Here is a 16,676-nt window from a genome sequence, read left to right on the forward strand (position 1 = left end):
GCTTTGTAGCCCTGAGAGTAAGTTTGTTTCACAAAAAATGGACTTTATTGCATGCTTTTATTGGCGAATTTTACCGTTAACCAGTATGGTTATGCCATTCTCACTTGGTAATTTTTTGTTTGTTATGATCTTGTTTCGCCTTTTTCGCTTTAGCTGGTTTAATCTTGGCTTATTCGCCACCTGTTGTTTGCTGTTTAATGGCTTATCGGTTGCCGAGCAGCTTGAACCATCACGTCTTGAAAAAGCCATGGCTCACATTCAACTGGATAAGCGTATTGAATCACCCGCTGCCTTTTTGGGTTACCCCTTAGGTGAGTGGCATTTACGTCATGACCAAATTAACTATTATTTGAAGCAATTAGCGAACCAAAGCTTACGCGTTTCGTTAGACTCTGCAGGCAAAAGCTTTGAAGCGCGGGACCAACTCACCGCCATTATTACCTCAGATAAAAACCAACGTAATCTCGCCAATATTATTGAGCAGCGCAGCCTAGCAAAACAAGGGCTGCCACAAAATGGCCCTGTGGTAATTTGGTTGGCTTATTCCATTCATGGCGACGAAGCCAGTGGCGCACATGCAGCTTTAGCCTTGAGTTATTACTTAGCGGCAAGCCAAGAGCCTTGGGTACAACAACTACTTGAACAAGCTGTTGTAATGATAACTCCAAGCCAAAATCCAGATGGTTTTGACCGCTTTGCCACTTGGGCAAATAACCACAAAGGTCAAGTACTGGTCACCGACAACCAACACCGAGAACATAGCCAAGACTGGCCCAGTGGACGGGGGAATCATTACCTGGCTGACTTAAACCGTGATTGGTTGTTTTTACGCCATAAAGCCAGCCAAGGAAGAGTCGCTTTTTTCCATAAATGGCAACCGCACTATGTTGGCGATTTCCATGAGATGTGGAACAATCAATCTTACTTTTTTCAGCCCGGTGTCGCCGATAGGGTTTACCCTTTGACTCCGCCAGCTAACCAAGAACTCACCGAAAAACTCGCTAATTACCATCGCAGCGCACTGGATGAAGTGAAACAAGTTTATTTCAGTGGTGAATTGTTTGATGACTTTTTTTACGGCAAAGGCTCAACCTACCCTGACATTAACGGCTCGATTGGTGTGCTATTTGAACAAGCCAGCGCCCGCGGTCAAGCACAAGCTTCAGCCAACGGCATAGTGACGTTTCAAAGCGCTATCGCTAATCATTTTGCCACCTCAATTTCTAGTTTACAGGGTGCATTAACGTTAAAAAGAGAGTTATTGAACTATCAAAGCGCTTTTTTTAGCGAAAAAAATAAGCAACCTATTGCACGTATAAAGGGGCGCTTAATTCGTGCTTTAAATGACACAGCCCGCCGCGATGAGCTAGCTAACTTATTAAGCCAACACCAAATTGAGTTTCAGTATTTAACCAAATCACTGCATCATGCCGGTAAAGAATATCGCCCACTCGACAGTATTTTTGTGGCCGACAATCAAGCTCAAAGTAGCTTATTAGAAGCATTATTTGATAAACGTACTGAATTTAAAGATACCACCTTTTACGATATCTCAACCTGGGATATCCAATCGGCTCTTGCACTCGATGTGGTGCCGAATGTGAGCCCTGATGTGGATGTGCTAACTCGCCAACCTATGCTTTACCATCATCTGCAGCTTGGCGATTCAGACACCCCGCCTTGGCCCAGAAATAGTGTAGCCTTACTGATTAACTGGCAGCAATCAAACGCCAGTGGCTTTGTTAATCAATTGGTTAATCAGGGGGTCCAGGTTAAGTTTGCCAAGCAACCTTTTAGTATCAAACAAACTCAAGGCCAGCAAATATTCTCGCGCGAATTTGTCGCAGGCAGCTTACAAATTCCGCTAAAGCAAAGTGGTAAAAGCGTGCAACAGGTGATGCAATTAACTTGGCAAGCCACTAAAGACTGGCAGGTGGATGTGGTCGCAACCTCAACATCGGCGAGCTTGAGTGGTATCAACTTGGGCTCAGATAGTTTTGTCACCATTAAGCCTGTGCAGCCGATGATTATCAGTGGCTTTGGTACAGATCCTTTTGAAGTGGGTGAATTATGGTATCACTTTGATCAAACACTCAAATTGCCAGTTAGTCTAGTGAATGGCGAACAAATCAATGACATAGATTTAAGCCGCTATAGCCACATATTTATGACCGAAGGCAGCTTTAGCAGCATGAACGAGGTCAGCGCTCGCAAGTTAGGGCAATACGTTATAGACGGTGGGGTTATTGTGGCGCAAAAAGGTGCACTCAATTGGCTTAATAAACGCAATGTATTAAGGCATGAACCGCAAAGCAGCCGTTATTATGAAAAACTGTTTAACAGTGATCAGCTTAATTTTAATGATAAAGCGGCATTTAAGGCAAAACAGCACATTGGCGGCGCGATTGTAAACCTGAATTTAGACAACTCCCATCCATTGACCTTTGGCTTAGCTGGCACCTTAAGTGTCATGAAAAATAAACCTCTGGCATTTGATTCGGTCAATACACCTTTTACCGTAGCCGCTCACTATCAAGATAAATTGCTGGTCAGTGGGTATATGGCCCAAGAATATCAACGGGCATTTGCTAATCATCCAGCAATGTTAGTGGAGCCGAAAGGTCGCGGGGCGATAGTGGCAATGAGCGATAACTTGCTGTTTCGTAACTTCTGGCTAGGCAGCGAAAAAGTGTACGCCAACGCACTATTTTTTATACCGACAGGCTTATAACCTTGCTTGGTTTAATCACGTAAATTTGGCGCTTCGGCTCGGGCTAAACACCATACTTGGCAGGCGATATGCCGCGTTGCAAATAATGCGGCAATTTCGTTAACCGTGCTCCCCGTCGTCACGACATCATCCACAATGGCCACATGTTGATAACGCAAATGCACTTGCTGATTAGCTTCAGCCTGATGATTTAAAGCAAACGCCTGATAACAGTTTTTTCGCCGCTGCTTACCATCAAGCCCAGCTTGTGATGCAGTATCAATAACCCTGATAAGCAAGGTATCATCCAATGGAATACCCAGTATCAAACTCATTCGCTTTGCAATAATCCACGCCTGATTAAAGCCACGATGCCGCAAGCGATTGGGGTGTAATGGGACGGGGATCAGCACTTGGGGCAAGTCAATCATCTGCTGCGAAACCAAGTTCAAAATCCGCTGCGCCAATTGATCGGCCAATACATTGACCGCCGCCATCTGTCGTTGATATTTAATGGCACTAATCACCACGCCCAAACCTTGATGATAACTACAAGGCGCAATCACTTTGATGGGCTTAATCGCCATACATTGACCGCAGTATGGCTGCAAGCGTGTTAATGGTTTAGCGCAGCCTAAACACACATCATGCTGATACAAACCACTAATTAAACAATCTTGGCACAAGCCAGTTAATACATGCTGGTCAAATAGTTGCTGATAGCCTTGCTGCTCTATCCTCTGCTGGCACAGCAGGCAACGGTTAGGTAAACTAAGGCGAATAATCTGCAGCCCACGTACCAATGGCAGTATAAGCGTGGAAAGATTGATTTGAGATAGGTTAGTTGTAAATGAACGGCAGTGGAATAACCAGCCCTTCACTAACCTCCGTGACATATGTGTCACTTTTTCCATGTAATATTTCACTATTCATTCCATTAAATAGAGGTAACGGCGGTGACATTCCCCAAACTACATATCGACACGGTGGGCAGCACAGGCCAAAAGATTGTGTTACTGCATGGCTGGGGAGTAAATAGCGCGGTTTTTGAACCGTTAAAAACTGCCTTAACAGAGTATAGAGTGCATTATGTGGATTTGCCGGGTTTTGGCCATAGCCCTCATATTGACGGTACCATTGATGATTGGGTCGCCGCATTAGCCGCTCAACTGCCGCAAGCAGCTATTTGGCTGGGTTGGTCTTTAGGTGGTTTATTGGCAACCAAAATGGCAATCGATTACCCAAATCAAGTTAGCGGCTTGATCACGGTTGCTTCTTCCCCTTGCTTTATGGCACGACACGATGAACAACCTCAGCCTTGGCCGGGTATTAGCCCACAGGTATTGTCTCAATTTTCGGAACAGTTGCATAATAATCTGCCAAAAACCATCGAGCGATTTTTAGCAATACAAGCCATGGGCAGCGATACCGCCAAATCAGACATCCAACAGCTTAAATCACTATTACTCGCAAAACCCTTAGCAGATAAGCAAAGTTTACAACAAGGGCTGTCGATACTGACGGAGGTTGACCTACGAAATCAGCTACAACATATCCAGCAACCTTGGCTAAGGATATGGGGCAGGCTTGATGGCTTAGTCCCTAAACGCTTACCTGATATGTTAATAAAAGGCGATAATGTCAGCGATATCCTCTTACATAACGCTTCGCACGCACCATTTATTTCACATTCTGATCTATTTATTACACAACTTGAGCAGTGGATTAAGTCGATTAGCAGGTAAAGCTTTAACAAAATAACATTGTTGACTATAATTTAGGCACACATATCAACCCGTATACGTTAATGCTGTGGTTGTTTTTAGGAGTCTTAAATTTAATGTTGATCAACTCGCACTACCCACAAGTCCCGTTAGCAACCAGCAATGTTGCGACGGATCTTGCACGTGCAGATAATCAACAGCGGCCGCCAATTATTCCACCGCAGCAGCCATCTAAAGGTCATGAAGAACGGGCATATAACCCGCAAAATGAACGAGCGCCAGCTTACAGCCTACTTGAGCGACAACATCAACAGCAACACTCTGCTTCTCAGCGACAAGCATTTGTACAACAACTATTGTCACCCTCACCTTTAGTGGCTCAAACCATTAAGGTCGTCGCTGATGATAACCCTACCTTGCTACGTAAAGATATTCGCAGTAAGCATAGGCAGGATCAACAAGACCAAACCAACCGAAGACACAGTAAAATGGCCAAGCATACTGATGCTGAGTCAGCCGTGTTTTATCAACAAGTACGCGATCATCTCGAACGCTTCTATAATGCACAACCGAACCCTCACGCGGGATCGATGTTCAGCGTGGTTATTTAACGCCGGCAAAAATCTGATTATTGTTGCGATGCGGCTTTAAACCAACCTTGGTTATAGGCTTCACTTCCCCACAACGCAATACCCAAGGCTGTTTCGGCTTGCTTAACATCTAGCTCACGAGGTGTTAGTTTTTCATTTGCAAAATCATAAACAAAACTTCTTGGCGCATGTTCAGGCTGCAAAATAGTGACATCCTTGCCCTGCATAATGGCAAAGTTTTTATCATATTGCATATAGGCACGGCCTTGCCAATCATCGGCTTGCTGAGTTAAATCGCGCCCCAGCATAGGATAGCTATCAGAAATCCCAATTAACGATAACAAGGTTGGAGCCATATCAATTTGACTCACCACTCTAGCATCACGCTTAGCCTCAATCCCCTCTCCGAGAATTAAACCCGGAATACGAAATCGTGAAATAGGCACTAAGCTCGCACCACCGACTCGACTGTCATGATCGGCTACGATTAAAAAGATAGTGTCTTTCCAATAATCCGCTTTTTTAGCCAGTTTAAAAAACTCACCGACAGCATAATCGGCATATTTAATCGCATTATGCATAGTGTATTGCGGTTGTTCATAGAGTTCGATGCGGTCATCAGGGAACTCAAATGGATCATGATTACTTGAGCTAAAGACTAGGCTAAAAAACGGCTGACCTTGCTTATGCTTTTCAATGAATTCTTGATGGGCTTTAAAGAGTAAATCTTCGTCAGACACCCCCAAGTAGCCACAAAAGCCGGGTCTTTGTAATCTTTTTGCTCAACAATATCGCTAAATCCATTACCTAAAAAGAAGCTGCGCATATTGTCAAAATGGCTCTCACCACCATAAATAAACTGCGTGCTATAACCATTGTTTCTCAGCAGTTCTGCAATGGTAAAAAAGTTGTGCTGACTTTTGCCTAACTTAACCACAGCAAGGGCTGGTGTAGGAGTAAAGCCTGTGGTGATAGCCTCAATACCTCGCACTGAACGAGTGCCGGTTGCGTAGAGATTTTCAAACATCCAGCCATGTTCTGATAATGCATCAATATTTGGCGTTAACGGTAAGCCGCCTAAACTACCAACAAATCGCGCCCCTAAACTTTCCTGTAAAATAATCACTAAGTTTTTAGGCTTGCCTTGATAGCTAGCTTGATTAAATGACAAACTTGGAATGGTGTCAGAAGTAAACGCTGCTGCCGGACGACCGCTTTCACGGCGGGCAATGTCGATTATGGTTTGTTGATCCAATTTGCCATAAACCTTAGCCGCATCCTGCTCGCTGCCCATCTGCTTGATGGCAAAGGTTAACGAATAGCCAGAGTTAAGCACTAAAGAGTTCACTAATGGATCATCTGAAAATGCCACCAAAGCAGGGTTCATCGGTCGATGACCTAAAGTAGAACGCGCACCTAAGATGGTGATCCCAATGACCAAAACCGCCAACACAGGACGCCAATACCATTTGGGGGCGCGCATGTTTCGGCAAAAGTGGCTCGCTATGCGCCAGCCGCCATATACCGTCAAGGTGCTGACCACCAAGCCCAGTAGCAACTCTAATTTGCGTCCCGACCATAACATCGAAAACACTTCTTTAGGATAAATGAGGTATTCAACATAAAGACGATTTGGCCTAAAGCCATACTCTTGAATAAAAGAAGGGGTCGAAATTTCAAGAAATACAATTAACCACAAACCAAGAGTCAGCCACACCCGTAAAATGTGGCCCCACAATCGACCAACAATAGACTGCCCTGCAAATAAAGCCGTTCCTAATCCAGCAACACCAATTAACCAACACAAGGTCGCAAAATCGACTCGCGCACCTTGTAATAAAATTGGCAACCAGCCATTTGCATCATTTACCCGCTCTATTTGCCATAAAGATAAGCCGATACGACTTAAAGTAGTGACAAGCAAAAATAACAAGCTAAACACAGCTAATGCTGTAAACATATGATGGGATTGTCGATTGGCTCGCGAGTCAAGCCCGCCAATATAGTCTTTACCAGACCTTGGGGAAAACAGTGTCATTGAAGATACATCTCTTTTTTATTGTTATTATTCAATCGGTACTGTAAAGATAGTGAAAAATATGACCACTAAAATTAACCAAATACCCTTAAATTATGGTTATTTACTGAAACTCCCGCATCGGTATTAGCGGCTAAAGAATCCATCAAAATCTGCAAAAAGACTAAATACCACCATAAAACAACCCGTTAATAATAGGACTGATGACAATGAAAATGCGATATGACTATGGGTTGATAACTCATAAATACGATGAATAACCGGATAGTTTAATACCAAGGCAAAATAAATCGCGATGGTAAACACCACTACTTCGTAACTAAATACCCACTTAGGTTGACGAACTTTTAGTACTGATAATTTCAATTTTACACTTACCTTTTTGATAATAAGTGATAGTAAGCTTGCTTAGCTTAAAGTGAACTTAAGCCTCATAATAAAACATACATGCACCTTCCCATACGAATTAGTTAAATAAGCATAGAAAGCAACCGCACTAACAAAAAACCCTTTCAATCAATATGAAAGGGCTTACTGATACTTTACAAAAAATGTTCACTTGCGAAGCAAGTTAGCGGCCTAAAATTTATTTTTTCAGCTTAGCAAATGCATCTGCAAAAGCATTACCCATTGCCGCATTGGCTGGCGCCTTAGGTTTACTCGCAGCTTTGTGCTGTTTACCCGCTTTGCCATTGTGATGAGCACTATTGCTAGCTTGTCCCTTATTTGGGGCTTTTGCTGTACGATGAGCGTTAGTGTTTGATTGCGCTGCTGGCTGTTCATCTAAGCGCATAGATAAACCAATTCGGCGGCGTTCAATATCCACTTCCATCACTTTGACTTTAACCACATCACCAGCTTTAACCACGGTATGAGGATCACTAACAAACTTGTCCGTTAACGATGAAATATGCACTAAACCATCTTGATGCACACCTACATCCACAAATGCGCCAAAGTTGGTCACGTTAGTCACCACCCCTTCGAGGATCATCTCAGGCTTCAGATCTTTGATTTCTTCTACACCCTCTTTAAACGCCGCAGTTTTAAATTCACCGCGAGGGTCGCGTCCCGGCTTATCAAGCTCAGCCAAAATATCGTTTACCGTGGGTAAACCAAACTCATTGGTAACAAACTGCTCAGCGTTAATCGTGCGCAAAACATCACTGTTGCCTATCAACTGGGCCAAGGGTTGCGAGGTTGCGGCCGCAATCGCTTCAACCACACTGTAGGCTTCAGGATGAACCGCTGAACTATCAAGTGGATTATCGCCATTGCGAATACGTAAAAAACCCGCAGCTTGCTCGAACGCTTTTGGCCCTAAACGAGCGACTTTTAATAATTGTTTTCGATTAGTAAACTGGCCATTGGTATCACGATACTCAACCACATTTTTAGCTAAGGTTTTGTTCAACCCTGCCACTTGGGCAAGTAACGGCACTGATGCCATATTTAAATCAACACCCACGTGGTTTACACAATCTTCAACCACAGCCTCAAGCGATTGCGATAACTGGCTTTGGCTTACATCATGCTGATATTGGCCAACACCAATAGATTTAGGTTCAATTTTCACCAGCTCGGCTAACGGGTCTTGTAAACGACGCGCAATTGAGACGGCACCACGAATAGACACGTCTAAGTCAGGAAACTCATTGGCAGCAAACTCTGACGCAGAGTAAACCGATGCACCGGCTTCACTAACAATCACTTTAGTTAGGGTTGGGTTATTCTCCTTCACCATCGCAATCAACTCACCGGCTAACTTATCGGTTTCACGCGACCCAGTCCCATTGCCAATGGCGATAATTTCAACCTTATGCATATTGATAAGATTGGATAAGGTTTTTAGGGCTTTATCCCACAGATTTTGCGGCGCATGTGGGAAGACTGTGGTATGAGCAACCAACTTACCTGTGTTATCAACAATGGCGACTTTAACCCCAGTACGAATACCAGGGTCTAGGCCCATGGTGGCTTTTGCCCCCGCAGGTGCAGCCATGAGTAAGTCCCCTAAATTACGAGCAAACACTTTAATGGCTTCTTGCTCAGCACTGTCGCGCATTTTTGCAATGAACTCAGTTTCCATTTGCAAAGCAATCTTGATGCGCCATGTGGATGTGACCACAGTTTTAAGCCATTGATCAACACTGCTGTCACTCAAGTTAAGTTTAAAATGCTCGGCAATTATCACTTCACAGTAACTACCCTGGGTGGCCTCAGTATCAGGGTCGGCATTAAGACTTAAACTTAAAAAACCTTCATTGCGACCACGCAACATCGCTAATGCGCGATGAGAAGGTATTTTGGTCACAGCTTCTGTGTGCTCAAAGTAATCGCGGAACTTAGCCCCTTCTTTCTCTTTACCCTTCATGACACGGCTTTCAAGTACCGCGTGTTGGGTTAAATGTTGACGAATTTTTAGCAGTAATTCGGCATCTTCAGCAAAACGCTCCATTAGAATATAACGAGCACCGTCTTGGACATCTTTTGCATCAGCAAATCCAGCCTCGACATTAATAAACTCTGCCGCTTTAGCATCAATATCTAACTGACGGTTAGTCAATAACAAATCAACTAACGGCTCAATACCCGCCTCAATTGCAATTTGACCTTTAGTGCGACGCTTAGGCTTATATGGCAGATATAAATCTTCAAGCCGGGTTTTACTGTCAGCTTCATTTATTGCAAGCGTTAATGCGGGAGTTAATTTACCTTGGGCTTCAATGCTCGATAAAATCACTTGTCTTCTGTCATGCATCTCACGTAAATAGGTTAAGCGAGAATGTAAATGACGTAGCTGAGTATCATCTAACCCCCCGTTGCCTCTTTACGATAACGAGCAACAAATGGCACGGTTGCACCATCATCAAGCAGAGAAATAGTAGCGTTTACTTGTTGTTCACGAACATTGAGTTCTTGGGCAATAATCTGGGCAATATTTTGCATAAAATAAAAGATTTGTTTCAGATTGAAAAATTAGCTCAAAGATAACATATTCCAACAATAATTTGACGCTTTAGCTATCATTTTCAAAGACAATTTCCCGCAGTCATCATTGATCCCTCTCTGCCTCATTGGCGTTGCTGACAATTCACAGTATATTTAGCTCATTCAAAGTGGCTGTGTTTACAACAAAGATCCATAAACCTGATGCCAGTGTATTTGTTATTAAGGCTAGTATTGTGAAAACCAATCTCATCACCCTTGAAGGGCTAAACAAATTAACCAAAGAACTCAATTACCTTTGGCGTGAATATCGCCCTGAAATCACTAAAAAAGTGGCATGGGCAGCAAGCTTGGGGGATCGCTCAGAAAACGCCGATTACAAGGAGAACAAGCGTTTATTACGTCAAATTGATGGCCGAGTTCGATTCTTAAGAAAGCGCATTGAAGCCTTAAAAGTGGTCGAATATGCCCCTGAGCAAGAAGGCAAAATCTTTTTTGGTGCTTGGGTTGAAATTGAAAATGATGATGGCGATATCAAATGCTTTCGCATTGTTGGCCCCGATGAGATTTATGGCGATGCCAAAGGCTATATTTCTATCGACTCACCGATGGCAAGGGCGTTATTGAAAAAACAAGTGGATGACGAGGCTGCGGTACCGACCCTGTCGGCGTGCAAGTTTGGTATGTCAATAAAATTAGCTATAAAGCACCGCAAAAAGAAGCTGATAACGCTTAATTTTCAAACCTGAACATCAGCAATCGTAGTCAGATTGATTGAGATTATCAAAGAATAACAACAAAGCTTAAATAGCCTATACCCCATCAAAATCAGCACTCAAAATACACAGTGGCGGCACTAATCTCGCACTTAGCAACGCCACTGATAACACCAACTCAGCCCTTAAGCACGCCATTAACCATCAAGCTGAAATGGCTATTTACGACATATCGGCTAGGCTTAATCAACTAAAAACAACCGCAATATTGCCAACAGTGACGCCTCTGCATGTTCTCTTAATGGATTAAGGACCAATCATGAACAGAACACTATTATTATGTTTACTATCAGGTCTGTATTTGGGGTGTGGCAATAGTAATGATGATAACCCAGCCCCTGTTATTGCCTATACCACAGCACCAGAAGCCGAGCCAATAACAGGCGTATTGATTGATAGCGCAGTGATAGGCATAGGTTATAAAACCGCCAGCCAATCGGGTGTCACCGACGCCGAGGGTAACTACAGTTATCTAGCAGGTGAAACCGTCACCTTCTTTATTGGCGCACTTGAATTTCCCACCATTTTGGCCACTGAGGTTGCCACCCCGTTTAATCTTGCTGCAAGTGAAAATGCCCAAAATAATGTGGTCATTAACATCACAAGATTATTGCAAACTTTAGATAAAGACGCCGCCCCAAGTAATGGCATAACGATTACCGACACAGCAATTGCCAGCGCCGAGCCTGTTGACTTTACACTCACTGTGAGCGAGTTTGCTACCAGTGATGCCGTAAAAGCCACCATTGAACATGGTGGCCAAGATACCGCTACCCGCGCTTTAGTAGATCAAACTCAAGCCCTATCTCACTTACTGGCATCTATGGTCGCCAATGGCATACAAGTCGGTATTGTTGGTACTTGGCGGCCAAGCAATGACGATGAAAACAACTCATTCACGTTAGTATTTTTTAATAACGGCACTTATCTTCACTTTGAGGTGGCACAAGACAATCCGGATGAAATTTCGGGTATGGAATGGGGTGTTTATAGTCGCGACAGTGGCACCAACCGTGTGATGACTCGTCAATCATTTGATAATAATGGTCACTCGGGACTCACCGAATTTAAGGATGCCAGCGGTGCCTCTGCGCTTTATGGTGAAATTGATGACAACGGAAAGTTGGTCTTATCATTTGATAAAGACCCAGACGCCACCATAGATAGCAAAATCACTTTTAGCGCTCAAATCGATGAGGGTATCGTCGGCACATGGATGATGCACGAAGTTGACGATGAACCCGCCAACGAAAACGATCTACTGGTGTTGATATTCAATGCAGATGGGACTTACTTGCAGGGTGAAGTTGAATTTGACAACCCAGACGACTCAGGGGTGGAATGGGGAACTTACAGTATTGATCCTGAAACAAATATAGTCACCTTAGCTCAAACCTTTGATACCAATAACGACACCGAATTAACCGATTTTAGTGCAAGCAATACACAGCTCTATATCAGTGAAGATGACAACACATTGACCTTGCTGATTGATAAAGACAAGGATGGCTCACACGAAACTGAGCTGCTATTTCAACGTCAGTAATTTTAGCATCAGTAAATGCATCAATATCACACAGCCCTAATATTAAGATGAACAATCACAGTTTATAAATGGACAGAAATGGCGTAGAAAAGATGCGTGATAACAAGGCTGAATGTTTGATAAGCCGTTATTCTACAATCAAAAAATTTAACGCCGTTATCAGGTATTTTCACAAGCTAGAATGATCAGTTATTGATGACGATTGATATTATATCGTCAGCAATCTTTTATATAAAAACCACACAAATTAGACTAGTGTATAGCCAGACATGCCGCCTTATTTACAATCATAAAAATGCATAAAATCAACCCTAACACTATGAATAACAGCCCATCTTTTATGGGGACTACCACAGACCAATTGTCCACATTAAGGCTGGCTTACTGGCTATTGAAGCTTGGGCTTATTTTCTTTGCGACTGAATTATTTGGCCTAACTACCCCACCTATTGAGCTCAATTATGTACTCGTTATTGAGGCGCTTTACGTCGCTATTAGTTTTCGAGTTCGCTATATGCTCGGCCGCAAGCAATTATTGTTTATCACTTTATTGCTAGATACTATTTTTTGGATCATCTGGCTATATTGTACCGGTAGCGCAGCCAACGCCTTTACTTCCTTATTATTACTGCCCATCGCCATTGCAGCAATTATGCTGCCACAGTGGGCACCTTGGTGCTTAGCAATCATTTCTACCACAGCTTATAGTGCGATGATATTCTCACAACCCGATCATAGTTTGCATCATGGCATGGACATGAGCTCGCACTATTTAGGCATGTGGTTTAACTTTGTCATTTCAGCATTAGTTCTCACCACCACGGTTGCCTTTATCGCCAAAAGAATTCGTCAAAAAGACGCTGAGTTAAATTACCTTCGCGAAGCGCAATTGCGCCAAGAAAAACTATTGGCGCTAGGGACAGTATCAGCACAAATGGCCCACCAACTCGCCACCCCGCTAGCCACATTAAGATTACTTTTAGAAGAACTGGTCGAAGACAATCAATCAAGCCCGCTGACAATTGAAATGCACAAAGCGCTTAGTCGTTGCGAAGCAAGCTTAACGGATTTAAGACAAGCAACAGAATCCATACGCTCAGAAAAAATGCACGCCCAAACCGTTGCCGCACTGGTCAAAACGCTGAAAGATCAAGTTAACTTGTTAATGCCAGAAGTAAAGCTATCGATAACTGTATCGGACAATGCCAGCCATGCCACTATTCATAGTGATATGAGTCTGCTACCCGCATTATTGGCACTAATTGAAAATGCAGCCAGAGCCAGTGAAGAAGTGATTCAAACACCTAAAGTCGAGATAAACATCACCCTCAAAACCATGGCTGTGCTAAGTATTGCTATTTATGACTTTGGACAAGGCATGTCAGAAAGTTTGCTAGCCAAGCTTGGCCATAAACTCATTGAAAACCCAAAAGGGCTTGGTATCGCAGTGTTATTAAGTCATGCTAGTTTTGAGCGTTTAGGTGGCGAACTCACCTTACAGCCTAATCAAGATAAAGGTATGATAGCAACCGTCACCTTACCAATAGAAAAAGCATGAACAATTTACTTATTATTGAAGATGATAACGCTCTAGCAGCGGTACTTGCCAGCCGTTTAAATCGTCACGGCTTTCACTGCATAGTGAGCAATAACGCCAGCGACAGCCTATTAAAAGCGCGGCAACATACACCCAGCCATATTTTATTAGATATGAAACTGGCTGATGAAAATGGCTTATCGTTAATTACCCCACTTCGCCAACACCTGCCAAAAGCATTAATTGTGTTACTCACAGGCTACGCCAGCATTGCCACCGCAGTTGAAGCGATTAGATTAGGAGCCGACAATTATTTAGCAAAACCGGTTGATACCCAAACCTTATTAAACGCGCTCAAGGTTACGCCAAGCGCTCAACCAGAAACATTACTATCAGAACAGCCCATTCCCCCAAAGCTACTTGAATGGGAACATATTCAACAAGTCTTAAATGCCAATAATGGCAATGTTTCAGCCACGGCCAGATTACTAGGAATGCACCGAAGAACACTGCAACGAAAACTACTCAAAAAGCCCATTGCAGATCATCGCTAAACAATAAAAAAGGGCCGCCTTATTTAAGCGGCCCAAACCCGTCTACAGGTTTAAAAATGGTACTCGGCGGTTAGCCACGCACTGATGCCTTCACCGGGCATTCGCTCACCTGGATTTAGCGCTGAGGCAATCACTCGGTTATAACCCGCCAAGTGATCTTTATAATATGTGTCAAATACATTATTCACCCCAACATCGACTTGCCACGTTGTAGCTTGATAACCCAGCGAAATATTCAACAAGGCATAGCCTGCGGTTGTCTTCTCTAACTGCCCAGCAGAGATATTATCTTGGGAACTCACAGCAACGGATTCAAGCCGTGCCCGCCATTGGTTACGCACATAATTAAGCCCCAGCTTTAACTTAGGCGGTGCAATACGATACAAGTTATCCTCAACATCACGGCGCTGACCACGTATATAGTTAGCAATTAAATCGAGCGAAAAGTGTGGGGTTAATTGGTATGCCGCAGTTAAATCCATGCCATAAAGCTCGGCATCAACATTGGCAAACATCAATGGATTATCATCGCCCATCATTTTTGCAGCCATAATTACGGTGGGGTCAGTGGCGGCAACACCTTGAATATAATCATCAATACGATGATAAAATGCCCGTGGACTAAGGCTAAAATTACCAGTTTGATAATCTAGTCCTAACTCAAGTTGATAAGCGGTTTCGAGATCTAAATCTGGATTACCCACATAGGTTCGCCCATCAGCTAGCCCACCAGTAGATTGCATTGGCACCCATAAATACCTTTGTTGATACGTTGCTCCAGCCTGTTTGCGCGCCGCACCAAACACCCAAGTTAGTGGCTCACGCCATTGGTATCGTGCATTAAAAACCGCATCAATACCGGTTTGACTGATATTTCTATCGGCATCATTAAAGCGTTGCATTAAAGCTGCAATCGCTGGCATGTTGGCCGCCATAGAATGATCAACCTTGGCTGAATCAACATGGTAATACTTCAATCGAGTGCCTGCGGTTAATTGCCAAAGGCCTAGTTCATGCTGCCACTGGGCAAACACACTCAATTTGTCATCTTGCACATGGTTAAAATTATCAACACGAAACATCGGGTTATCAGGGCTGGTGATCACTGAATTGTGCTGACGAAACTGCCCGTCATAGCCAACACGCCAATCCCCTTTACTCAAAACAAACTGACTATCCAAACTTTGACTATCTGCAGTGTTATAACGCGAACTCATGGTTGGCATTAAGGTGCGAGAGCTTAAATTATCCATACCATGGCGGGCATCACTGTAGGCTAAATGCCAATCTAACGCCCAACCGACAACTTGATGAGAACCTGCAACACTCACGCGATCAGTTTTAATGTAATCAATGTCCATCGGTAATGCTGGCGTGCCGGCATCTTTGGTTTTCAGATGTTGATAACTCACAGCAATTGACTCATCCGATAGCTCGTCATCACCTAAGTTAAACCGATATTGGCCACCAAAAACCTGCTTATCATAAAAGGTCGGTGAGATTTCGCGGCCATCGCCCGCTTTGACATTATCATCACCATGCAACACATCAGCGTAAAGCAGTAGTGCATGTTGTTCACCACCTAAATTGGCTTTCCCTCCCAACGTACTGCGCTCGCCATTATGCAAATATTGCGCCCGAAGCTTGCCAGAAGTCTCTTGAAATCGAGCCTGAGACTCAACCACATTTATACTGCCGCCAAGCGTATCCACCCCAGATGCAACAGGCGCAATACCACGCTGTGCTTCAACCCATTCGGTTAAAATTAAGCTGGCATAACTAAGTGGCGCATCCATAGCATTTGGCCCAGCGCCAGCAAGAGAGGCCCCGTTCACTTGGGTATTAACTCGCTCGCCTGACAAACCACGATACTGAGCAATACCGGTTAATGGCCCGTTACCATTCACCGACGCACCGGGTAAATGGTTCAGCACTTGGCCGATATCTGCTATCGGATAAATAACGTTAGGAGACACCATTAACTCGCCGCTGGAATTAGCTTGACTCCCATTGACTTGGATAACTTCAATATCACCCGCCCATGAGGTGACAGAGTAAAATGACGTTAAAAGAGCTGCTGACAACAAAGAAATATTAGCTTTTATCATAATTACGCTTTCTTAGTGAAGCTTGTAAGTAGGACGTTGATTTTATGTAAAAAGTAACACCTCGCAATAACAAAGCTACAAACTGCGACAACTTGTCGCAGGCAAGTGCTCATGCCACATATTGCCTATTGAAGTATTTCAGAC

9 protein-coding genes and 3 pseudogenes are annotated in these 16,676 nt (G+C 43.6%); 7 read left to right on the top strand and 5 right to left on the bottom strand.

What is annotated here, in order from left to right; translation table 11 throughout:
• The first annotated feature begins 37 nt into the window (after window positions 1-37).
• Window positions 38-2,731 carry a M14 family zinc carboxypeptidase gene (locus HBH39_RS16540; RefSeq protein WP_167679744.1) on the top strand — a complete coding sequence of 898 codons (2,694 nt, stop codon included), beginning with the start codon at window positions 38-40 and terminating at the stop codon, window positions 2,729-2,731.
• Between the two features lie 11 nt (window positions 2,732-2,742).
• On the opposite strand, the gene HBH39_RS16545 is transcribed toward HBH39_RS16540, so the two are convergent.
• Window positions 2,743-3,636 carry a ComF family protein gene (locus HBH39_RS16545; RefSeq protein WP_244325690.1) on the bottom strand — a complete coding sequence of 298 codons (894 nt, stop codon included), beginning with the start codon at window positions 3,634-3,636 and terminating at the stop codon, window positions 2,743-2,745.
• Between the two features lie 30 nt (window positions 3,637-3,666).
• On the opposite strand from HBH39_RS16545, the gene bioH reads away from it, so the two are divergent.
• Complete coding sequence (gene bioH, locus HBH39_RS16550; protein WP_167679745.1) at window positions 3,667-4,455, top strand: pimeloyl-ACP methyl ester esterase BioH; 789 nt, start codon at window positions 3,667-3,669, stop codon at window positions 4,453-4,455.
• A 95-nt stretch (window positions 4,456-4,550) separates the two neighbouring features.
• The gene (locus HBH39_RS16555; RefSeq protein ID WP_167679746.1) at window positions 4,551-5,045 is read left to right on the top strand and encodes a hypothetical protein; all 495 of its coding nucleotides are present in this window, start codon (window positions 4,551-4,553) and stop codon (window positions 5,043-5,045) included.
• A gap of 17 nt (window positions 5,046-5,062) precedes the next feature.
• On the opposite strand, the pseudogene HBH39_RS16560 reads toward HBH39_RS16555, so the two are convergent.
• The 3 genes and pseudogenes from HBH39_RS16560 to HBH39_RS16570 form a co-directional block, all read right to left on the bottom strand.
• A pseudogene (locus tag HBH39_RS16560) lies at window positions 5,063-6,984 on the bottom strand (LTA synthase family protein).
• Window positions 6,985-7,188: 204 nt separating this feature from the next.
• Window positions 7,189-7,428 (bottom strand): hypothetical protein, encoded by a 240-nt coding sequence (locus tag HBH39_RS16565; protein WP_167679747.1) that lies wholly within the window; start codon window positions 7,426-7,428, stop codon window positions 7,189-7,191.
• 220 nt (window positions 7,429-7,648) lie between these two features.
• A pseudogene (locus tag HBH39_RS16570) lies at window positions 7,649-10,011 on the bottom strand (Tex family protein).
• A 236-nt stretch (window positions 10,012-10,247) separates the two neighbouring features.
• On the opposite strand from HBH39_RS16570, the pseudogene greB reads away from it, so the two are divergent.
• The 4 genes and pseudogenes from greB to HBH39_RS16590 all read left to right on the top strand — a co-directional run bounded on the left by greB (window position 10,248) and on the right by HBH39_RS16590 (window position 14,424).
• Window positions 10,248-10,747: pseudogene (gene greB / locus HBH39_RS16575) on the top strand (transcription elongation factor GreB).
• A gap of 299 nt (window positions 10,748-11,046) precedes the next feature.
• Window positions 11,047-12,333, top strand: a complete 1,287-nt coding sequence (locus tag HBH39_RS16580) for a copper resistance protein NlpE (protein ID WP_167679748.1) — start codon at window positions 11,047-11,049, stop codon at window positions 12,331-12,333.
• A gap of 319 nt (window positions 12,334-12,652) precedes the next feature.
• Window positions 12,653-13,891: a sensor histidine kinase gene (locus tag HBH39_RS16585; RefSeq protein ID WP_167679749.1), complete on the top strand. Its 1,239-nt coding sequence runs from the start codon at window positions 12,653-12,655 to the stop codon at window positions 13,889-13,891.
• Window positions 13,888-14,424 (top strand): response regulator transcription factor, encoded by a 537-nt coding sequence (locus HBH39_RS16590; RefSeq protein WP_167679750.1) that lies wholly within the window; start codon window positions 13,888-13,890, stop codon window positions 14,422-14,424. Before HBH39_RS16585 ends, HBH39_RS16590 begins: the two co-directional genes overlap by 4 nt.
• A gap of 50 nt (window positions 14,425-14,474) precedes the next feature.
• Here HBH39_RS16590 and HBH39_RS16595 read toward each other — a convergent pair whose 3' ends face one another.
• Window positions 14,475-16,532 carry a TonB-dependent receptor gene (locus tag HBH39_RS16595; protein ID WP_244325691.1) on the bottom strand — a complete coding sequence of 686 codons (2,058 nt, stop codon included), beginning with the start codon at window positions 16,530-16,532 and terminating at the stop codon, window positions 14,475-14,477.
• Between the last annotated feature and the right edge of the window lie 144 nt (window positions 16,533-16,676).

Source organism: Shewanella aestuarii, assembly GCF_011765625.1.
GTDB classification, from domain to species: domain Bacteria; phylum Pseudomonadota; class Gammaproteobacteria; order Enterobacterales; family Shewanellaceae; genus Shewanella; species Shewanella aestuarii_A.

Excerpts from the sequence above, each read along its gene's own strand:
- HBH39_RS16540 (WP_167679744.1), top strand. The coding sequence starts at position 38 with ATGGACTTTATTGCATGCTTTTATTGGCGAATTTTACCGTTAACCAGT.
- HBH39_RS16555 (WP_167679746.1), top strand. The coding sequence starts at position 4,551 with ATGTTGATCAACTCGCACTACCCACAAGTCCCGTTAGCAACCAGCAAT.
- HBH39_RS16580 (WP_167679748.1), top strand. The coding sequence starts at position 11,047 with ATGAACAGAACACTATTATTATGTTTACTATCAGGTCTGTATTTGGGG.
- HBH39_RS16585 (WP_167679749.1), top strand. The coding sequence starts at position 12,653 with ATGAATAACAGCCCATCTTTTATGGGGACTACCACAGACCAATTGTCC.
- HBH39_RS16590 (WP_167679750.1), top strand. The coding sequence starts at position 13,888 with ATGAACAATTTACTTATTATTGAAGATGATAACGCTCTAGCAGCGGTA.
- HBH39_RS16595 (WP_244325691.1), bottom strand. The coding sequence starts at position 16,532 with ATGATAAAAGCTAATATTTCTTTGTTGTCAGCAGCTCTTTTAACGTCA.